Annotated in this window: 22 protein-coding genes; 8 read left to right on the top strand and 14 right to left on the bottom strand. The window is 36.8% G+C overall.

The window, feature by feature from the left end:
* Positions 1-149: transposase (locus tag QI30_RS03345; RefSeq protein WP_148113849.1), on the top strand; the 149-nt coding region annotated here is incomplete at its 5' end.
* Between the two features lie 107 nt (positions 150-256).
* Here QI30_RS03345 and QI30_RS03340 read toward each other — a convergent pair.
* A complete protein-coding gene (locus tag QI30_RS03340; RefSeq protein ID WP_126989535.1) occupies positions 257-1,168 on the bottom strand; it encodes an aminopeptidase in 912 nt (303 codons plus the stop codon).
* A gap of 194 nt (positions 1,169-1,362) precedes the next feature.
* Here QI30_RS03340 and gntK point away from each other — a divergent pair, with 194 nt between their 5' ends.
* Positions 1,363-2,913 carry a gluconokinase gene (gene gntK, locus QI30_RS03335; protein WP_126989534.1) on the top strand — a complete coding sequence of 517 codons (1,551 nt, stop codon included), beginning with the start codon at positions 1,363-1,365 and terminating at the stop codon, positions 2,911-2,913.
* Between the two features lie 71 nt (positions 2,914-2,984).
* On the opposite strand, the gene QI30_RS03330 is transcribed toward gntK, so the two are convergent.
* Complete coding sequence (locus tag QI30_RS03330) at positions 2,985-4,451, bottom strand: hypothetical protein (RefSeq protein WP_233600508.1); 1,467 nt, start codon at positions 4,449-4,451, stop codon at positions 2,985-2,987.
* Between the two features lie 163 nt (positions 4,452-4,614).
* On the opposite strand from QI30_RS03330, the gene QI30_RS03325 reads away from it, so the two are divergent.
* Positions 4,615-4,833, top strand: coding sequence for a hypothetical protein (locus QI30_RS03325; RefSeq protein WP_126989533.1), 219 nt, complete (start codon positions 4,615-4,617; stop codon positions 4,831-4,833).
* A gap of 33 nt (positions 4,834-4,866) precedes the next feature.
* Here QI30_RS03325 and QI30_RS03320 read toward each other — a convergent pair whose 3' ends face one another.
* Positions 4,867-6,183 carry a LysM peptidoglycan-binding domain-containing protein gene (locus QI30_RS03320; protein ID WP_126989532.1) on the bottom strand — a complete coding sequence of 439 codons (1,317 nt, stop codon included), beginning with the start codon at positions 6,181-6,183 and terminating at the stop codon, positions 4,867-4,869.
* A 242-nt stretch (positions 6,184-6,425) separates the two neighbouring features.
* On the opposite strand from QI30_RS03320, the gene QI30_RS03315 reads away from it, so the two are divergent.
* Both QI30_RS03315 and QI30_RS03310 read left to right on the top strand, forming a co-directional pair.
* Positions 6,426-7,697 (top strand): MFS transporter, encoded by a 1,272-nt coding sequence (locus QI30_RS03315; protein WP_126989531.1) that lies wholly within the window; start codon positions 6,426-6,428, stop codon positions 7,695-7,697.
* 83 nt (positions 7,698-7,780) lie between these two features.
* Positions 7,781-8,350, top strand: coding sequence for an undecaprenyl-diphosphatase (locus QI30_RS03310; RefSeq protein WP_126989530.1), 570 nt, complete (start codon positions 7,781-7,783; stop codon positions 8,348-8,350).
* Between the two features lie 54 nt (positions 8,351-8,404).
* On the opposite strand, the gene QI30_RS03305 is transcribed toward QI30_RS03310, so the two are convergent.
* Entirely contained in the window at positions 8,405-8,671 is a 267-nt protein-coding gene (locus QI30_RS03305) for a hypothetical protein (RefSeq protein ID WP_126989529.1), read from the bottom strand.
* Positions 8,672-8,838: 167 nt separating this feature from the next.
* Between QI30_RS03305 and QI30_RS20305 the strand changes: the two genes are divergently transcribed.
* Positions 8,839-8,994: a hypothetical protein gene (locus QI30_RS20305; protein ID WP_158620949.1), complete on the top strand. Its 156-nt coding sequence runs from the start codon at positions 8,839-8,841 to the stop codon at positions 8,992-8,994.
* Positions 8,995-9,036: 42 nt separating this feature from the next.
* Here the strand turns inward: QI30_RS20305 and QI30_RS03300 are convergent, their stop codons facing one another.
* Positions 9,037-9,822: a TrmB family transcriptional regulator gene (locus tag QI30_RS03300; RefSeq protein WP_126989528.1), complete on the bottom strand. Its 786-nt coding sequence runs from the start codon at positions 9,820-9,822 to the stop codon at positions 9,037-9,039.
* A gap of 90 nt (positions 9,823-9,912) precedes the next feature.
* Between QI30_RS03300 and QI30_RS03295 the strand changes: the two genes are divergently transcribed.
* Entirely contained in the window at positions 9,913-10,683 is a 771-nt protein-coding gene (locus QI30_RS03295) for a sulfite exporter TauE/SafE family protein (RefSeq protein WP_126989527.1), read from the top strand.
* A gap of 93 nt (positions 10,684-10,776) precedes the next feature.
* Here the strand turns inward: QI30_RS03295 and QI30_RS03290 are convergent, their stop codons facing one another.
* The gene (locus tag QI30_RS03290) at positions 10,777-11,211 is read right to left on the bottom strand and encodes a hypothetical protein (protein ID WP_126989526.1); all 435 of its coding nucleotides are present in this window, start codon (positions 11,209-11,211) and stop codon (positions 10,777-10,779) included.
* A gap of 206 nt (positions 11,212-11,417) precedes the next feature.
* On the opposite strand from QI30_RS03290, the gene QI30_RS03285 reads away from it, so the two are divergent.
* Positions 11,418-11,651: a hypothetical protein gene (locus tag QI30_RS03285; RefSeq protein ID WP_126989525.1), complete on the top strand. Its 234-nt coding sequence runs from the start codon at positions 11,418-11,420 to the stop codon at positions 11,649-11,651.
* A 79-nt stretch (positions 11,652-11,730) separates the two neighbouring features.
* Here the strand turns inward: QI30_RS03285 and QI30_RS03280 are convergent, their stop codons facing one another.
* From QI30_RS03280 to QI30_RS03245, 8 genes are all read right to left on the bottom strand, one after another.
* Positions 11,731-12,153 (bottom strand): DUF5391 family protein, encoded by a 423-nt coding sequence (locus QI30_RS03280; RefSeq protein ID WP_126989524.1) that lies wholly within the window; start codon positions 12,151-12,153, stop codon positions 11,731-11,733.
* A gap of 288 nt (positions 12,154-12,441) precedes the next feature.
* The gene (locus QI30_RS03275; RefSeq protein WP_126989523.1) at positions 12,442-12,687 is read right to left on the bottom strand and encodes a hypothetical protein; all 246 of its coding nucleotides are present in this window, start codon (positions 12,685-12,687) and stop codon (positions 12,442-12,444) included.
* Positions 12,688-12,871: 184 nt separating this feature from the next.
* Positions 12,872-13,597, bottom strand: a complete 726-nt coding sequence (locus QI30_RS03270) for an exonuclease domain-containing protein (RefSeq protein WP_126989522.1) — start codon at positions 13,595-13,597, stop codon at positions 12,872-12,874.
* Positions 13,598-13,610: 13 nt separating this feature from the next.
* On the bottom strand, positions 13,611-14,540 hold the full coding sequence (locus QI30_RS03265) for a DUF294 nucleotidyltransferase-like domain-containing protein (RefSeq protein ID WP_233600507.1): 930 nt from the start codon (positions 14,538-14,540) through the stop codon (positions 13,611-13,613).
* A gap of 72 nt (positions 14,541-14,612) precedes the next feature.
* The gene (locus QI30_RS03260) at positions 14,613-15,935 is read right to left on the bottom strand and encodes an ammonium transporter (RefSeq protein WP_126989521.1); all 1,323 of its coding nucleotides are present in this window, start codon (positions 15,933-15,935) and stop codon (positions 14,613-14,615) included.
* Between the two features lie 313 nt (positions 15,936-16,248).
* Positions 16,249-16,926 carry a hypothetical protein gene (locus QI30_RS03255; protein WP_126989520.1) on the bottom strand — a complete coding sequence of 226 codons (678 nt, stop codon included), beginning with the start codon at positions 16,924-16,926 and terminating at the stop codon, positions 16,249-16,251.
* Between the two features lie 198 nt (positions 16,927-17,124).
* The gene (locus QI30_RS03250) at positions 17,125-18,126 is read right to left on the bottom strand and encodes a CAP domain-containing protein (RefSeq protein WP_126989519.1); all 1,002 of its coding nucleotides are present in this window, start codon (positions 18,124-18,126) and stop codon (positions 17,125-17,127) included.
* Positions 18,127-18,247: 121 nt separating this feature from the next.
* The gene (locus QI30_RS03245) at positions 18,248-19,765 is read right to left on the bottom strand and encodes a class I adenylate-forming enzyme family protein (protein WP_158620948.1); all 1,518 of its coding nucleotides are present in this window, start codon (positions 19,763-19,765) and stop codon (positions 18,248-18,250) included.
* Between the last annotated feature and the right edge of the window lie 80 nt (positions 19,766-19,845).

The following is a 19,845-nucleotide window of genomic DNA, read 5'->3' as shown; positions in this document are numbered from 1 at the left end:
AAATTGACGTAGAACCAGTTTTTGGATTTCTGAAGGCTAATTTAGGTTTCACTCGATTCTCCGTCCGAGGAAAATCGAAAGTAAAAAATGAAATTGGCCTCGCATTAATGGCGACAAACTTAAGAAAATACGCAATAAGGGAATGGTAATTCCCAATTTGCGCATAAAAATAGAGAAGGTGATGTCAAATTCGACATCACCTTCTCTATTAAAGACTGGAATTTTTACTTATGTCCCAACCTCTTTTTAATAACGTTTAATGAAAAATAATTTCTGGATTCTTTGTGACACAATCAATATGAACGCCCGCATTAACCGTACCACCAAATGTGTGGTTCGAACCAAACGCTACATGAATCGTATCATACGCTTTTTCATCTTCTAGAATTGTACCGATAATACGTGCTTTATAGTTTGTACCAATGCCTAATTCTGCTAAATTACGCCCTAAACCATCACCTAATAGAGCTAATAATTGTGCCCCCTGTTTTCCGCTTGCTGACACTAACTGACCCTGTTCAATCGTTAGTAATACAGGCGCTTTAACAAGACCAATACTTGCAATCGAACCTGTGATCAATACTTGTCCAGAAGCCTTCCCTTCCACCGGTGCAATATACGCTTCACCTGATGGTAGATTCCCAGAAGCGGCTGGCTTTTTAAACACGCCTGTAGAAGGATACCCTGCGCGACCTTTCACCGGAATATGCAGTTCATATTGTCCCCCAGTACGAATAGTAACGGCTGTTGCTTCACTAAGCTGGGCAGTGCGGACTAAAGTTTCTTGCTCTACTTTCGAATAATCAGCTGTCATTGCCCCATGATAAAAGATATCTTCCGTAATACCAGGCATCGTAATAACGGACACGCCGCGCTTATTTGCTTCCTTACGTGCTACTGTATGGGTTAACGAATAGCGTGTTAAACAAAAAACAGCCGTAAAGTCATACCATTTTTTTGCAATATCTTCAGGAGGTTCTTCGCCATTTTTCGTACGATCTTCCATCACCTCCGCTGTGACAGCGTAGCCATTCTCTCGTAAGCCATCAGCGAACGCTAGTCCAAGTTGCTTTGTTGTATTATCTGTCAGTACGTAAAAACGTGCACGCTCATCGAATGAAAAATTATTTACTAGTAATCCTTCGATGGTTGTTTTCATTTGTTGCATAGAATCCCTTCATTTCTCATAGAATGGTTTTAGTATACTGCAATTTATAAAATACCGGAATAGTTCAGACGTGCGAAAGAAAACACTTTCAATTATCATTAAAATTGAGTAAAATTATATCATAAGAAATATTTTTTCATAAATAAATAATTAATATTGAAATAAAATTTTATAAAATGAAGGGATGATCGATTATGTCAAAATCAGCTTATTACTTAGGCGTCGACATTGGCACAACAAGTACAAAAGCGGTATTGTTTTCAAATAATGGTGAGGTTGTAAGTATGCACCACGAAACATATCCGTTATATAGCCCGACTCCACAAGTGGCCGAGCAAGATCCCGATGAAATTTACATTGCTTGTAAAAAAGCAATTGCGGGAGCTATTCAAAAAGGACATATCGACAAAGATGCCTTACATCTTGTATCATTTAGCGCAGCTATGCACTCCATCATTGCGATTGATGTCAACGGCAAACCTTTAACGAAATCTATTACATGGGCAGATAGCCGTGCAACTGCATGGGCAGAAAAAATTTCAACAGATTTAAATGGTCATGAAATTTATCGCCGCACAGGAACGCCGATTCACCCGATGTCACCATTAGCTAAAATTACATGGTTACGCAACGAACACCCTGATACATTCGAGGTTGCTCATAAATTTATCGGTATTAAAGAATATATTTTCGAAAAATTCTTCGGTGAATATGTAGTCGATCATTCAATTGCTTCTGCAACAGGTATGTTTAACTTAGAAACACGTAACTGGGACACTGAAGCACTAAACGTTGCAGGGATTACAGAAGAGCAATTATCAACACTCGTACCGACAACACATGTTTTACGCTCATTGCGTCCTGGTATTGCATCTGAGCTAGGCATTAGTGCTACTACACCATTTGTTATTGGCGCTAATGATGGTGTGTTATCAAATCTTGGTGTGAATGCCATTGACCCTGGTGTTGTCGCCATTACAATCGGTACATCTGGTGCAATCCGTACAGTTGTTGATAAGCCGATTACCGATCCAAAGGGCCGTATTTTCTGCTACGTGCTAACAGATAAACACTGGGTCGTTGGTGGACCTGTAAACAATGGTGGGATGACATTCCGCTGGGTTCGTGATGAACTTGCATCAAGTGAAGTTGAAACGGCAAAACGTTTAGGTATCGATCCTTATGATGTGCTAACAAAAATTGCAGCACGTGTAAAACCAGGTGCCGATGGTCTATTATTCCACCCTTACCTAGCTGGTGAGCGTGCTCCATTATGGGATGCTAATGCTCGTGGTTCATTCTTCGGCTTAGGCTTACATCATAAAAAAGAGCATATGATTCGCGCTGTACTTGAAGGTGTTATTTTCAACTTATATACTGTCTTCATTGCTTTAGAAGAAGTCATTGGTACACCTGAAAAGATCCAAGCGACCGGTGGCTTTGCACGCTCTGATTTATGGCGTCAAATGATGGCAGATATTTTTAACCAAGAGGTAACTGTACCTGAAAGCTTTGAAAGTTCATGCCTTGGCGCTATCGTTTTAGGAATGTATGCCTTAGGCGAAATTGAGGATTTCTCTATTATTTCTGAATGGGTTGGCTCAACACATGCACATAAACCAATCAAAGATAATTTCGAAGTATATAAAGAATTAATTCCTATTTATATTCGTATTTCTCGTCTATTCAAAGATGAATATCGTGATATTGCACGATTCCAAAAAAAATGGGTTCATGAAAATTAATTAATAAAAAGAAGGCATCGCGCATTGGCGCGATGCCTTCTTTTCTTATGCTCATCTTTTAAGAAAGGCTTCTATTTTGCGAGCGTTAATACAATCATTTTACGAATCGCACTATAGGTCATCTCATTATAAACCTCAAGTGACCCCATCGCTTTTAATAATTCATAATGAGTTGGTGCTAACAAATCGTTGTTATAAAGCGCATCATACTGTAAATCCTTACAAGCAAATCCTTGCGTTAGATGATGTTTTTTCAATAACTCTACAACAAAATCATCCACCGTCTGCTGTAACAATACCACGAGGTGATCGTATTGATAATTCGCATATTGACGTTCAATTTCTGCTAATTGCCATAAAACATGCTTCCATTCGACCGTATAAAAATCATTTTGTTGAATTTGTAGTTGCTGCTTTTGCATAAAAACATCCATAAACGGACGGAATTCACCATGTTCATCATAGCCTTGGCGGTCAAATCCCTCACGATTAAAACCAAAAATCGTATAGCCTTCTTTATCATAGCCTTCTTTATCATAACCTTGTTTATCAAAGCCATATCGGTCAAAACCCTGTATATCGTAGCCTTTTTTATTAAAGCCTACGCGATTATATCCCGCTTCATTATAGCCGTCCACATCATAGCCACCCCGGTCATAACCTTGGCGATTGTACCCTAATTGATTGTAGCCATCATACGCAAAGCCGACATCATCAAAAGGTGTGCCGTTTTTATGTATCCCCTGTTCATTAAAGCCATTTCGATCATAGCCCTCGCGTGTCAAACCTTGTCTATCAATTCCGTGCTTATCATAACCTGCTGCATTATAACCATCTCGATCATAGCCTTTTTTATTAAAACCTGCTGCATTATAGCCACTCATGTCATAGCCATTATCATTATAAAGTGTGCCATTTTTATGCATACCATTTATATTAAAACCCTGTTTATTAAAACCTTGGCGATTATAGCCTTCACGATTGTAGCCTTTCACTGTAAAACCTGTATCATCATACTTTGTACCATTTTCATGCTTTCCTTTTTTATTAAAGCCTAATTCATTATAGCCTTCACGGTTATAACCTAAAATATTATAGCCATCTTGGTTAAATCCTTCTCGATCAAGTTGTCGATTATCAAAGCCTTGCTGGTCATAGCCCTCGCAGTCATAACCATCATCATTATAAAGTGTGCCATTTTTATGCATACCAGACAAACTAAACCCGGTCTGATTATAGCCTTGTTCATCATAACCTGCTTTATTATAACCATTCATGTCATATCCTTTGGCATCATAGCCTTTCATATCAAACCCTAGTGCATCATAACCTGCTTTATCATATGCAGTGCCATTTTCATGAATGCGACTACGATTAAAACCCTGGCGATTAAAGCCGCCATAATTATAACCACTTACGTCATAGCCCTCATCATCATAAGGTGTTCCATTTTTATGTAATCCACGTTTATCAAATCCAGCTGCATCATATTTACGCAAATTACGTTTTAGATTGTCATACTCTTCGGAATTCATCATTGCTGTCACTCCCTATAACTTCTACTAGTAATAATTATAGAATAAATATAATTTTCTGCCAATTATTCATAAACTTTCATTTAAATTGCACTATGTGAAAATATGTTTTTTTCTTTTTTCAGTGGGTATTATTCTATTAAGAACAGTTATAGAGGTGATATACATGACAAAAAAATTAATTGTTTCGCAATCTTCTTGGGAATATCAGCGATTATTACGTTCTCTACAAGAAGAAGTATCGGCACTTCGCCAACAAAATAATGAATTAAAACGAAAAATCATAAAAAAAGATACCCAATATATAGCGCTTGAAAAGTACGCAATGAATGAAATTAATACGCTTCAAAGTCAATTAATGAAAGTGTTAATAGAAGGTACTTAAAAACCCTCCCCATATAACGGAGAGGGTTTTTTGTTATTGAATTTTAATTTTTTGGCCTTCATAAACTAAGTTAGATGATAATTGATTGGCTTCTTTTAGTTTCGTCTCTGTGGTTAGGAATGCACGAGCAATAGAAGCTAGAGAATCACCCGATTGCACTGTATAGTAACGTGCATGAATTTTTGCTTGTGTTTTCTTTTCAGTCGATACTTGTTGTACTTTTTCTTGTGATTTTGATGATTTTTCAGTTTTTACTACCTTAGTCGTTGTCGTTTTTTCTTTTGCTACTGATTTTGTTACTTTCTTTGGAGCTTCTTTCACAGCGATTGCTAATTTTTGACCTTTTTTAAGTGAAGCAGATGATAAATCATTCCATTCTTTTAACTGCGCTGTTGTAATGTCATTTTTCTTCGCAATGGCTGTTAATGAATCACCTTTTTTTACTTTATATTTTTTCGTGGCTGTATAAGTCTTTTTAATTAGTTGTGGTTTTGGTTGTTTCACCACAATTTTTTCAGTCGTCGGTTGTACCTCTGTTGTACCATCATTGATTTCAACAACTAATTCATCACCAATTGCTAGCAATGTTGATTTTAAGCCGTTCCATGCCATTAATTGTTCAACCGTCACATGATACGTTTTGGCAATCGCGCTCAATGTATCCCCAGAAACAACTGAAATTACTTTTTTCGCTTCAACATCAGTTGTTGTCGTACCATCTTCGTTAGCAACAATTTCAGTTGTTCCAGCCATTGTATCAAAGCGTGTTAAATCATAATCATCAATAATTTCCTGTAATTTACTCGCATAACTCGTATCTGTTGCATAACGGCCTTCTAATGCTTGAAGTGCTTGCTTATAAGACATCGTGTTGTTCTTTAATACACCTTGATAGTATGTACTATTTCCTGATGTTCCACCTGTTAGTAGCACTGCATAGTCTTTTAATGATTCCTCATATGAGTTATATTTTCTAAATGATGCTGTCGTACGGAAAACCGTGCCATCTTCTGTTTGCTCATTTGTAGCGAATGACGAGCTTTGACCATTGTATTGACCTTTAATTCCGAACAAGTTGTAATTTGGCGCAGCTGCAAGGCCACTTTTACCATAATTACTCTCAAGGGATGCCTGGGCCAGCATAACCGAAGCATATAAATCATAGTCATTAGCAATCGTTATAACATCTTCTGAAATTTTATCGATAAACGCATTCCCTGTTGTTGATTGATTGAAATGTGTATTTTGTACGGTCATTTCTTCTGCACTAGCAGTTGATGTCATTAAAGGCGTTGACAGTGCTGTAAATGCGGTCAATACAGCTGCCGCTACTTTAATGTTATATTTCATTTTCTTCTCCTCCTGAAGTGAACGTTATCTTTATACTCCATAAATAATACCACGTTCTGTATTTTTTAGGAAATATGACGTATGTAAATTTTTTGTGTTTTTTTCACCATTTCATTCCATTATCGCAATATTTCATATTGGTTTTTCAAGTATACTGCTTTTTTTATCTCTATCTAAATATTGTATTTTTCTGAACAATCAAATAACATTGTACTATTACATAATGAAAGAGGCGCAAGTACATGAAAAAATTACATTATAGTTGGATTATTTTAATCGTTGCATTTTTTGCAATCATTGTAGCCGGTATTATTCGCTCCTCTTCTGGCGTTTTTATTGAGCCATTCGAACAAGAATTTAATTGGAGTCGACCTATGATTTCATTTGCGTTTGCAGTAGGTCTTTTTCTTTACGGCTTTTCTGGGCCTTTTATGGCTGCATTTGTCGAACGCTTTGGCTTAAAACGTGTCATGCTCTATTCGATGGCCTTATTAGCAATTGGACTATCACTAACTTTTATTATGAACTCTTCTTGGCAGCTCATTTTAATTTGGGGTGTCATGATTGGCATTGGCTCTGGGCTCTTCCTCACTGTACTCAGTACACAAGTCGCCAATCGTTGGTTTGTTAAACGCCGCGGGTTAGCCGTCGGAATTTTGACAGCGGCTACCGCAACCGGTCAACTCGTTCTTTTACCTGTCTTAGCCGCTTTAGTGGAATACTATTCATGGCGATATGCGATTGGACTCATTTTAGTGCTTAGCGTTATTATGCTACTGCTGATTTTAATTTTCATTAAAGAATGGCCACGCGACATACAAACAACTGCTCTAGGTTTGACAGCACGCTCTCAAGCTGCACAGCCAACAGACGCAAAACCTTCCGGGAATCCGTTTAAAATGGTCTGGGACTCACTTTTAGAAGGTATTAAAAGTAAAACATTCTGGTTGTTAGCTGGTAGTTTCTTTATTTGTGGATTGTCCACAACCGGCCTTGTTGGCACTCATTTTATTGGCTATTGTATGAGTTTTGGTATTCCTATGGTATTTGCCGCTTCTTTACTGAGCTTCATGGGAATTTTTGATTTAATTGGCACAACACTTTCAGGGTGGTTAAGCGACCGCTTCGATAATCGATGGTTACTATTTATTTACTACGCATTCCGTGGACTGTCGTTAATCTTCCTCCCCTTCGCATTACAACATGGTTCTGTGACGTTATTAGTTATTTTTGCGATATTTTATGGTTTAGACTGGATTGCTACTGTCCCGCCAACTATTGGATTAACGAGACGCGAATTTGGTATAAAAAAATCTGCTATGATGTACGGATGGATGGTCGCATTTCATCAAGTAGGCGCAGCTGTTGCGACATTTGGTGGCGGGTTACTTTATAATGCCTTTGATTCCTATACAAGTGCCTTTGTCCTAGCCGGTATCTTCTGTGTACTAGGAAGTTTATTCGTTATTTTACTTAGAAAACATAATCCCGGCGAAGATTCAATCAGTACGTAAGAATTTCCTAAACAATCTTTATCTCTTCGCAACTTTCTACTGACAAAATCGTTTATAATGTCATATGGAAAGAAGGGTTTTAATTGAATTATGAACTATTAAAGAATATTAATGGGCTAGCAGGAGACGGTTCTACATTCCTCGATCACATGATGATTTTCACGACAAATGCAGCATTATATATTCTAGCTATGTTGCTTTTAGCATTATTTTTATTTGGCAATACATATACGAAAAAAACAGCTGTTTATGCTGGTTTTGCAGGTGTATTAGCAATTATCATTAATATATGTATCGCGCAATTTTATTTTGAGCCGCGTCCATTCATAACATACGATACGATTAATGTGCTCGTTGCGCATGACGCGGATGCTTCATTCCCAAGTGACCATACAGCAGGCGCAATGGGGATAACATTTGCTATATTACTACGTCATATTAAATGGGGCTGGCTACCGGTAGTATTTGGCTTATTAACAGGCTTCTCTCGTATTTATGTCGGTAATCACTACCCTGGCGACGTATTAGCAGGTATCGCTATTGGTTTTATTGCCGCTGCGATTATTACACAGCTTCGTATGATGATGGAACCTATAACGTCATTGATTATCCGATTATGGTATAAACTACCACTCACTGGGCATCCTCAATAGAAAATAGATAAAAGGGCAAGAATCATTTAGAAGATTCCTGCCCTTTTATCTATTTTATGAATTTGGAAGAAACATAAAAATACTCACTAAAACAATTCCAATAAATAAACCGGCTAAATTAATCCAGCGTAGTGGTGTTTGCTCACGAAGGAATCCAAAAATCCCGAAAATAACTCCAACGAAATACACTAAAAAGCCGATAAAGACCGTTGTCCAATTTGCTAATGCCTCAATACGCAAATCCGCACTAAATGGTTGTGTCATTAAAAACAAACCAATGTATAAAAATAAAAAGCCAATCCAGTTCAATTTACCATCCATATACAACAAAACTCCTTTTATATCTTTCACATATGTAGCATAGCACAATGCGCGCACAAACGATATTGTCCCTCACGATTGTCACTAATTTGCAAAACTTTTAGAAGCGTGACAAGCTATTTTTTGCATAGTACAATGAATATACGATAGTTAAAGGAGCTTTGATGATGACAGAAAAAAAGCCAATTACAAAAGAAATGATTCAACAAGAGATTTTACGCCTTGGACAATTGCTTAATAATCCAGCGGTAACGGAAGAACAATATTTAAAAGAAAAAGAAAAATTGAATCAAATGTTAGCAGCGTTTCAAAAACAAGCTTAATAGGCTTGTTTTTTTATTTTTCTTATATAGACTAGTGAGTTGTTATTTATTGAAAAAATTAGCTCTTTCTTTTTTCACCCACTCTTCTAATGAGTCATCGCCATTCCGTTTTACAAGACGATTTACTAATACATCATGCCAAATATAATCCTCTAAAATATAAAGATGCATTTCATCATCCGTTAAAAATGCTGACAAGCGCTCTGTCACAGGAGAGCCATATAACGCTTCCTTGTGATCAATCGCAATAATAAACCAATGTGGATTATGCGTCGTCGCTAAGTGATGTGTTGTACGATGCGTATCAACTGTTGGCACGACATCCTCCGCACGGATTGTAATGCCCTTAACTGTCACACGCGCAGCAGCACGTTCAATATCTTCACGTAATAATGTATACATATCCTCCCACATAGAAATCATCACTGTATGCTCAGCCTTTTCTAATAGATGGCGACAATATTGCATAATGGATTCTTTTTCTTGTAGAGATAAAATTTGCGTTTGCTGCTCAATTGATTCAGCTTCTAATGCAGTCAATTGCTCATCCATTTGATCGATTGTTTTTGTAAAATCTTGTTGCGCCTTTTCAATAAACAAAGCAACAGGCAACGCACGGTATATCGTCGTTTTCTCAGCATTTTCTTTTAAAACAATCCCCTTATCAACCAAAGTATCTAATGTGCCATAAACACGCGCTCTTGGCACGGTTGATAATTTACTAATTTGGGCAGCACTCGCTGGACTTTCTTGTACGAGCGCAATATATACCTTTGCCTCATATTCCGTTAAGCCTAATTGTTTTAATTGGAGAATTAGTTCATCCATGTTATACCCTCCATTACTTTTTTTCTTATTTACAAGTATAGCACATTAAGTTACTATTACGGTAGTAACAGAAGAAAGGAATGGCATACATTGATTTTTGATTTAGATCTACAATTACTTCTTATTCTTGTACTCTTCGGATTTTTAGCTGCTTTCATTGATTCTGTTGTCGGTGGTGGTGGATTAATTGGTTTACCGGCATTATTATTTGCTGGCTTAAATCCTGCAGCCGCTATCGCAACAAATAAATTAGCAGGAACGATGGGTTCTTTAACATCCGTCATCACATTTTATCGTTCAGGTAAATTAGATTTAACTGCGGTGAAAAAATTATTTCCACTCGTTTTTATCGGGTCGATGATTGGTGCAGGGGCAGTTCATTTAATAGATCCCGCTGTTATGAAACCACTCATGCTTATTATGCTGTTTGCCGTTTTAATTTATACTTTGTTCAAAAAAGATTGGGGCTCTATGTCAACATATAAAAAATTAACGACAAAACGACTTGTTGGCTTTATGCTCATCGTCTTTTTAATTGGTGCATATGATGGCTTTTTAGGACCTGGGACTGGTTCATTTTTTATCTTTGCATTTCTCATGATCGGCTTTGATTTTTTACGTGCTGCTACAAGTGCCCGTTTTTTAAATTTTGGTAGTAATATCGCAGCTCTACTCGTGTTTGCATCACTTGGGCAAATCAATTATGCCTACGGTCTACCAATGGGCATTGCACAAGTTTTTGGCGCAATCGTTGGTACACGCTTTGCCATTAAAAAAGGCAGTGGCTATGTACGAGGATTATTCATTGTCGTCACAATTGCACTACTTGCTAAAAATACGTATGATTACTTCTTTAGTTGAACTATTACTATTCCCTTGACATGGGCGTCTTCTGACTAGAAAAGATAAAAAAAGAGCCCATGCGCAATTGCACATGGGCTCTTTTAATGATGCTTAGTGGTTTGCGTAAACTTTATCTACGCTATCACGTTTGCCATCTACATAGAAATCAAGTGTTTCAATGTTTTTAGCATTTTCAAATTTGTAAATTGCTTCGCCTTCTGAAGCATCTGAAACTTTTTCAGTTGTAACGTCTACACGGTAGTTTGAGTTACGTGTTTTGTTTTCTTTTGTGAATTTCATGTCTGTGATTTTCACTGCGTTACCATCTTTGTCTGTTAAATCTTTTACATATAAATATTGGTTCGTCGCATTTTGAATAACGATTAGACCAGCGTCTTTACCGTCTTTTGCTTCATTGTAATATTCAGTTGCGAAATCTTCTAATTTAGAAGCGTTCACTTGTTCAGATGTTACAGCTTTTTCGCCACAACCAGCTAATAATACCGCTGAAAGTGCTGCGGCTGCAAATAAAGATTTTTTCTTCATTATTGTCATCTCCTGCATTTTCATATATTTATACGACAGTTTTTACATCTTGCATTATATCGTCTTGCCTATTCTAACAAATATTATGGACGAAAAGCAATATAACTCAAAAATGTTCGGCAAATTGTAATAATAAGCTTAAACACTATAATTTATGTCTTATGCTATACTAAATTATACTATTAAAGAAAAAGGAGTTTTGCGATATGAATATGGAAACATCAAAAAATCCTAGTGTCCTTACAAATGATGAACGTAATGTTTACATCTATGCACTAAAAGATGAATTTAATAGCATGGGTATTGACGAAGAGAAACAAGCCTATTACATCGATAAAATTATCAATACAACACCTGAAAATATCGTTCACTTACGCCGATTTGGTGCGATTACTATTTCACGTGAAATAACGAGTCCAGATAATGTCTTTGGCGCATAAAAAGTCTTTAAAAGAAACAATTTGATTATCTGTCTCAACAAAAAGAGGAATCGCGCGTTGGCGGGATTCCTCTTTTTCATTAACGATACATTGTATAACTACCATAATAATTACGTTTAGAACGTTTTAATAATAACACCAAAATAATGATATTAGCTACAACAACGATACCGCCAGCAATAAATGTTGCATACGCTAATATCGTGTCTTTTAAAGCAAGTGCTTCCATTCCTAAGATCACCGCAAATAAAATAGCTAATAATAAACCAATAATTTGTAAAATAATATGTACTACTTTTGCTTCTTCTAAAAAAACATATAGCGCTATTGTTACTATGTATAATACAGCAGCAAAAATAATGGCAAGCCACATTCCTGGACCCATCCACTGATTTTCCAACGAACCAGTTTGAGAAAGCGTCGATTTTGCTGCGCATACTATAAGCAATAATGTACCAATTAATGACAGTCCATAAAAAAGGACAACTTTACTATTGTTCATAACTTCCTCCACATATCGATTATTTATTTAAATTATACCATATTCAAAACCTCTAGAAGAATGAAAAAAATAGCAACATTTTTCGTTGATTCACTATGATTGCTCTACTAAATTAAATTCTTTTAAAACGCAAAATAGCTACCGCACTAATTGATGTAGACGATACGCTACTCAATAAGCTCGATAGCTACACATTGACATGCTTGGCTAAACATTTGGATATCCGTCCCTCTCTAAAGGATGATGACTTTATATAAATGACAAGGATTTTCATGACATAAAGAGGTATTACGCTACTGTGATGCGGTGCTCATATAGCTCACCTGGATACTCTACACGTAAAAATGATGTAACCGAGCTAACTAATTCCTTTGGTAATTCAAAGTGAACCTCATTTAAATGCCATTTGCGCCCTAAGTTGTAAATGCTGTCAATGAATGATTCTGCTGTATGGACAACCTTTCGTTCAAAATTTTCTGTAATATACGCTACTACATAATGAGCATCTTGCTTTGAAACTGTAACATTTAACATATACATCCACTCCTAATATGAATTTTCAAAAAATCATCTAATCAAAAGATGATAGAATAAATATAACACAAAATAGCTAAAAGTAAACATAAAACACTCAAAACTAACCGTATTTAACGAAAACTTAACATTGTCGACATGTTTTGTTCAAAAAACAGAGGCTTCGTTCGTGTTTTGGTAACTATTATAATCGTGCAAAGCGCTCATACACATCTTGTAAATTATCACACCCTAGATTCATAGCTTGCTGCACGTATTTTAGCCAAACTTGCGCTGTCATTTTAGCATCACTTAAAGCGTGATGGCGCCCAATAATCGGAATTTGTTGGTGCAGACAAACATCATCTAGCGTTATAAGTGTATGATTATATTCGCAAATTTGAATTAAAAAAGCGGTATCGACAATGCGTTGGTTAAAAGGCGTTTGCAATAGCTGTTGACTATAGTGTTTCATAAAATTCCGTTCATGATTCGCATGATGCGCCACTAATGTACAACCTTTTGCAAAAATAAGAAAAGCGAGTAATGCCTCACGCAAAGTTGGGGCTTTTGCTGTCATTTCTTGATCTATCCCTGTTAATTCAATAATATTTTGAGGAATGCGCTGTGTTGGCTTCACAAGTGTATAAAATGTTTCTTCTACTACTTGCAAGCCATTCATTTTCACAGCCCCAATGGAAATAATTTCATCTCCCTTTTGAGGTCTAAAACCGGTTGTTTCAATATCAAAAACGACTAATTCTAACTGATCTAACGGCATTAATAATGCTTCTTTATTTCTCGATTGTTGTTGCTTTAAACTTCGTAAAAAAGCTAATTGTTCGGCATTTTGAACATCCGTTATCGTTGAAATAGTCGATTTTCCTGTTAATGTACGAACTAATTGTGTAAAAGCTTCAAATGCATGCATTACTCATCATCCTTTAGGCGTAACGCGCAATTACCTCATCATGTAGGCGTTTTGCACGCTTTAATATCTTTTTTAACATTCGCTTATCTTCTAGTGACATCTCTTGCAATGAGATGTAATGGGTATCTTTATACTTTTCAGGCTTTTGATACTGAAAACGCATTCTCAGTAACTCATCAAAATAAAACGCTACATCTTGTAACAATGCTGCTTCTTTAGCTGCTAATGCGGTAATACGTTCTTGTGTAGAGGTTGCATGTATATGATGTTCTAAAGCTACTAAACGAACACAGTTAATATATGGTAAAAAAGCGCTATATTTCAAATCAATTTCTCCTTGATGCTCCCCGTAGCGTTCCGGTAATAATTGTCCTAACGGTCCTAAGGCAGGCTTTAAATGCATAATATTATGTGTGAAACGCTGAAGTACATACGGATAATGTGAAATATAATGATCAATCTGTGTTTTCAACTTCTTTAATAACTTTTCACTACCATATAATATGCGTGCATCGTAAAATATTTGTGTGTAGCGTATATGAGACCATTCTGCCGCTTGTAACCATTGCTTTAACTGTTGCTGCCATTCTTTTACCGAAGCATTCCATTGCGGATTTGACGTCATAATGCCTCCTTCACAGTACACATAACCAGCAGTAGCCATATTATCGGAAAACACTTGCCCGAATGTATGAAAATACGCTTTATGCGCATCATCACTATAAATTAAGCCATGATCCTGATCACTCCAGAAACCTTGTTCTTTTCGTCCGCCACTTCCTGTGATAAATATTGTAAATGGACAAGGTGGTTCGCCCAATTGCTGTAACGTATCATTAATCAATTGCTGCATTAACTTATCGTGACGTTCATTTAATATTGAAACAGATTGGCAATTGGCAAAATAATGTTGATACTGTGTCTCATTTAGAAATTTTGTCACGCGCTCACTTCCTTTATGACAAAAACCACCCTAACGAGCGCGTTAGGATGGCGTCTATCGATTATTTACTAGCTAAATATGCTTCGGTTGTTGCGTTGCATTTGTCACTTCTGGTTCGTCGTCCTTCATTGTAGAAGCTGTTGCCCCTAAATGCTCGGGGTAGCCGTACCCACCATGTTCTGAAATATCTAAGCCCATAATTTCTTCCTCTTCACTAACACGGATCGTGCCCATCACTTTTTTCATTACCCATAAGATAGCATATGATGCAACAAAGGCATAAATACCACAAACTGCTACACCCATAAATTGTACCCATAATTGCTCAACACCACCACCATAAAATAATCCAGCTTGACCAACACCTGTGGATTCTGCAAGTGCTCCTGTTGCAAAGAAGCCTGTTGATAATGTACCCCATATTCCCGGAATACCATGTACAGATACTGCAAAAATTGGATCATCAATTTGTTTTGCTTCTAGGAATCGTGCAGCGAAGAATGTAATAACACCTGCAATTAGTCCAATTACAACAGACGCCCATACATCTACGAAGGCACATGATGCCGTAATCGCTACAAGCCCTGCTAGCATGCCGTTTAAAATCGTTGGAATATCTGATTTCCCTAGCACAACCCACGAAATAAATGTTGCTGCTACCGCGCCAGCACATGCGGCTAACACTGTATTAACTGCCACATAGCCAAAGAATACGCCTTCTACTGACACTGTTGAACCGGCATTAAACCCTAACCATCCAACAAATAAAATCAGTACAGCTAACGCTGAGTATACTTGGTTATGACCAGCAAATTTATTTGCCGAACCATCTTTATTAAATTTACCAATACGGGGTTTTAAAACCATTGTTGCTGCTAAGGCAGCCATCGCACCTGTTAAGTGAACAACTGTTGAGCCAGCAAAATCTTGTTTGCCGTGCTCTGCTAACCATCCGCCACCCCAAATCCAATGTGCAACGACTGGATAAACAAGCATACCGAATAAAATTGTAAAGATTACATACACTGAAAACTTCGCACGTTCTGCAAATCCACCAAGTGCAATTGTTACAGCAATACCAGCGAATGCTAGTTGGAAAACAAAAAATACAGTCGCTGCTAAACTGTCACCTTCTGTTAATGTTCCCCCATAAAAGAAATTCGACATCCCCACAAAAAAGTTTGCGTTATCTCCAAAAATAAAGCCATATCCGATTGCCCAGAAAACTAATGATGCTAGGCCAAATGTAAAAATTGTCTTGCCGGCAACATGTCCTGCATTTTTCATTCGTAATGAGCCTGCTTCTAATAAAATAAAACCACCAATCATAAAAATAACTAAAATTGCTGCTACCATCGTCCAAAGACTGTTCATCAAGTACATTGCTTCATCCATATGCTTCTCCTCCTAATTATGTTAGGAAAACGACTTTTTTTATGTGAGGTTTTCTAACATTTTGTTGATATCTTTATTTTTGCTCAAAATGAGATAGTTTTCAATATTTTCAGTTAATTATTCTATTTTTTTATGCTTTTTATTCTCAAAAGTAAGCGTTATCATCTATAAATACTACATTCTTCATATCATTTTTCGATAAATAAAGCATTTATTTGTTTTTTAATTATTAGATACATGCCAAATTGAGATGAATAACACACAAAAAAGTAGGATGCGTCTTTTCAGACGCATCCTACTTTTTTGCGTGTTTTTATAGTTGTTTTTCACGTTCATACTGTTCAATTCGTTTACTAGAAGCGCGTAATGATTTTGTTGCACACGTTTGGCAAATAAAGTTCATTTCTTGACGATTGACACTTTTTACTTTTGCAGGAATAACAAATGTCGTTTCATCAACAGGAATTATCGCACTACAGCGATAACAATAATGCTTGGATTTTGCGGTGACAGCTCGAATATTTTCATACAAATACATTCCATCTCTTACAATAACATTCACCGGGATATGTCCATGTAAATAGATCGCATCTTCACACATTTTTTGTGCAACTTCCTCACCTTTTTCCAACGTCATATTTCTTAAATGTGTGGTATTAAGAACGCTAACACTCTTTATTTCTTTTTCGAATTTTGTCGCAATGTATGAGGCTGTTTGGCGACGTTCCTTCATCATACAATTCATACACATATTTTGACGATGAAAATGACCATCATCATGGGATAATGCTAAATAAACATTCATTGGCTCCATATAATGAATCGTCACGAAACAACTCGAGCATATTTGTTCTTTGCGTGCACTAATTGTTCTCATTTTTGCCCATGCGCTATTAAAGCCCTCATATGCTTCGCCATCCACCATTTTTGCTATATATTGTGTATTTACAATAAGCTCGCGCGTTTCACGTTGTGCCTGAATAATATCCATTCATATTCCCCTCAATAATCTGATACTTTTTTACTTCTTAAAATAAAGCGTATTATAGTTTTTTTATACTATATAATGATTACATTGTATCATAAAATATTGTATTTTTTATAGTTCTAACTATCAATTTATTGTCTAAATAAAAAAGAACGGTTTCATAAATCCTTTCCGCTCTTTTTTAGCCTAAAACCTATTTTTTTACATTGGTGTATAAAAATTAATCGTATAATATGGTACATTTTTATTATCAAACGCAACGCCTACACCAACATTCGTTGCTTCCTCACGTAAGATATTTTCACGGTGCCCTAAACTATTCATCAATCCCTCATGTGCAAAAATCGAACTAATTTGACCATATGCTAGATTTTCTGCATAAAGCTTTTCCATTGTATGACCGGCAGCAACCATTCGATCTTTCGGTTGGCTCCCATCACTTCCTGTATGAGAGAAATAGCCTTCATCAATCATATCCTGACTGTGTGCACGTGTTGCACCTTTTAAACCTTTGTCATACAAAAGTGGCTTTAATCCAGCTTCTACACGACTTTGATTCATTAATAGAACCATTAATTGTTCGTAGCTCAAACGCAACTCCTTATTCGCTGTCGCATAGTAATTTTTCATACGTTGTTCGGTTTTAACCGTCACATATTGAACGGCTCGCACGCGATTATTATTATGTTTATCAATAAAGAACCATAAATAATAGCCATCTTTTTCATAAACGAGCTGTTCTTGTTGATCATCCTTAGAAAACTGATACATTGTTAGCCCATGACGAATGCCATCTAGCGGCTCACCGTATTGTTTCTTTACAGCATCTTTTGTGGTTTTTCCAATCGTCACATTTAAAATACTGCGTCCTTTTCCGGCTATATATCCACCTGAATCATCGGCTAATTTCAATGTGAAATCTTTATAGTGATTATGTGACACAATCCAATCGACACCATATTCACTTTTTAGACGTGTTACTTCTAATGTATCAACCTTTATTTTATTTTTAGGTTCATTCGCCGTATCACTTATGGAATCAACGCCGACTTGCGCCATTTCTACAACTCGCTGGCTACCTTCTGACAGCATTTGAAAACTCTCTTTTGCATCGTGTAATAATTGTGGTTGCTCTTTTTTTACATATTGAAAACAAAGGGCTAACACGAGTGCAATCATTACTAATTTAAATAATGCTCTCATACAACACCTCTTTCATTTGTATTATACATAACGACGCCTACTAGACTCCAATAGTTCGCACAGGTTCCCATATAAAAACACCGCCACTGACGAGCATGACGGTGCTTTTCGCATAATTTATTTATTTTTTTAATGTTTCTTTCAAATGATCTTTTAATATTTTCCCGGATGTACTACGTGGCAATTCATCCATAAATAAAAACTTCTTCGGTATTTTATAGCTTGCTAAATGTGTTTTACAATACGCTACTAATTCTTGTTCCGTAATCGTTTTCCCGGGATTAGGCACAATTGTTACCGCAACAATTTCTCCCCATACTTGATCAGGAATGCCCATAATCACCGCTTCTTGTACGGCTGGGTGTGTGAGCAAAACATGTTCAATATCTACTGCATATACCGTTTCTCCACCAGATAAAATCGTATTATCCTTTCGCCCAACAATGGTCATATACCCATCCTTATCCTCCGTTGCTAAATCTCCTGTGAATAACCAGCCATTTTTCTTCATTGTAAATGTCGCTGCAGGGTCCTTATAATACTCCGTCATAACTGTCGGACTTTTAATAATGATTTCTCCTTGCGTGCCTTGTGGTACATCTTCCATATACTCATTAACTAAACGAACAGCCGTTAGAGGCATGGCTTTACCTGTTTTCCCTTTATGCTGATGATGTTCAGAAGGCAATAGCATTAAGCCTGTAGGGCCACTTTCCGTCGTACCATAAATATTAAAAAATTGTGCGCCTGAAAACAACGCCATGGCACGGTCAATTAGTGGCACAGGCATTGGTGCAGCCCCGTAGCTTACTACTCGTAAATCAGGTGCTGAAAAATCTACTGGCGCTTGCTCTACTAACGCATGATACATCGACGGGACACCAAAGAAATGTGTTATTTTTCTCGTCTGCATCCATGTTAAAATTTCTGATGCATCAAAATGTTCTTGAATAACTAATTTTCCACCTACTAAAGCAGCCATTAGCATAATCGCATTTAATGATAGTCCATGACATAATGGGACACTAACTAAATAGCTATCTTGACGCGTCATTTGACTTAATCGTTCATAAATAAATGCAGTATCCATCACTTGACTATGTGTAAATAATGCACCTTTTGGTTTCCCTGTCGTTCCCTGTGTATATAGAATTTCTGCAAAATGTGAGTCTTCTATATGCGTACCGACTGGTTTGATTGAAGTAGCACATAAAGAAGCTAATGGTGAAAATTGTGGATGTTGTTGGTCTCCTCGGTGAACGACTAAGTTTAAGGCCTGTTCTAGTTGTGATAATGCTTGCTCAGCTATGTGCATAAAGACATCATCAAAAATAAATGCTACGATATTAGCATGCTGTAATATGTAAGTTACTTCAGGTGTTGCTGATAAATAATGAATGGGTACTAATACAGCGCCTACCTTCCAAATCGCATAGCTAATGACAACAAAGTCATCAGAATTTTTCATTAGGACAGCGATATGATCCCCCCGGCGAATACCACGGTCTGCAAACCCCTTTGCATAGCGATTAGCTAACTCATCTAACTCTTTCCACGTATAATTCTTTTCTCCAAATTCTAAACACACCTCGTCTGGTATACGTAAAGCGTTCATTTCTAAAGCTGTTGTTGTATTCATGTCCATCCCCCTAATTAAAGCGTATATTCTCTCCATTTCACAATGTTCTTGCTCTTATTTTACACAATTATCCAAAAATT

Origin of the sequence: Candidatus Kurthia intestinigallinarum, from assembly GCF_003991225.1 — a bacterium.
Lineage (GTDB): Bacteria > Bacillota > Bacilli > Bacillales_A > Planococcaceae > Kurthia > Kurthia populi.
Note: the sequence above shows the minus strand (reverse complement) of the source record. Positions and strands in the feature narration are given on the sequence as shown.

Excerpts from the sequence above, each read along its gene's own strand:
- QI30_RS20305 (WP_158620949.1), top strand. The coding sequence starts at position 8,839 with ATGACAGAAAAAAAGCCAATTACAAAAGAAATGATTCAACAAGAGATT.
- gntK (WP_126989534.1), top strand. The coding sequence starts at position 1,363 with ATGTCAAAATCAGCTTATTACTTAGGCGTCGACATTGGCACAACAAGT.
- QI30_RS03280 (WP_126989524.1), bottom strand. The coding sequence starts at position 12,153 with ATGAACAATAGTAAAGTTGTCCTTTTTTATGGACTGTCATTAATTGGT.
- QI30_RS03300 (WP_126989528.1), bottom strand. The coding sequence starts at position 9,822 with ATGGATGAACTAATTCTCCAATTAAAACAATTAGGCTTAACGGAATAT.
- QI30_RS03245 (WP_158620948.1), bottom strand. The coding sequence starts at position 19,765 with ATGAATACAACAACAGCTTTAGAAATGAACGCTTTACGTATACCAGAC.
- QI30_RS03275 (WP_126989523.1), bottom strand. The coding sequence starts at position 12,687 with ATGTTAAATGTTACAGTTTCAAAGCAAGATGCTCATTATGTAGTAGCG.
- QI30_RS03330 (WP_233600508.1), bottom strand. The coding sequence starts at position 4,451 with ATGATGAATTCCGAAGAGTATGACAATCTAAAACGTAATTTGCGTAAA.
- QI30_RS03250 (WP_126989519.1), bottom strand. The coding sequence starts at position 18,126 with ATGAGAGCATTATTTAAATTAGTAATGATTGCACTCGTGTTAGCCCTT.
- QI30_RS03290 (WP_126989526.1), bottom strand. The coding sequence starts at position 11,211 with ATGAAGAAAAAATCTTTATTTGCAGCCGCAGCACTTTCAGCGGTATTA.
- QI30_RS03255 (WP_126989520.1), bottom strand. The coding sequence starts at position 16,926 with ATGGATATTATTCAGGCACAACGTGAAACGCGCGAGCTTATTGTAAAT.
- QI30_RS03305 (WP_126989529.1), bottom strand. The coding sequence starts at position 8,671 with ATGGATGGTAAATTGAACTGGATTGGCTTTTTATTTTTATACATTGGT.
- QI30_RS03270 (WP_126989522.1), bottom strand. The coding sequence starts at position 13,597 with ATGCATGCATTTGAAGCTTTTACACAATTAGTTCGTACATTAACAGGA.
- QI30_RS03325 (WP_126989533.1), top strand. The coding sequence starts at position 4,615 with ATGACAAAAAAATTAATTGTTTCGCAATCTTCTTGGGAATATCAGCGA.
- QI30_RS03340 (WP_126989535.1), bottom strand. The coding sequence starts at position 1,168 with ATGCAACAAATGAAAACAACCATCGAAGGATTACTAGTAAATAATTTT.
- QI30_RS03320 (WP_126989532.1), bottom strand. The coding sequence starts at position 6,183 with ATGAAATATAACATTAAAGTAGCGGCAGCTGTATTGACCGCATTTACA.
- QI30_RS03315 (WP_126989531.1), top strand. The coding sequence starts at position 6,426 with ATGAAAAAATTACATTATAGTTGGATTATTTTAATCGTTGCATTTTTT.
- QI30_RS03260 (WP_126989521.1), bottom strand. The coding sequence starts at position 15,935 with ATGGATGAAGCAATGTACTTGATGAACAGTCTTTGGACGATGGTAGCA.
- QI30_RS03285 (WP_126989525.1), top strand. The coding sequence starts at position 11,418 with ATGAATATGGAAACATCAAAAAATCCTAGTGTCCTTACAAATGATGAA.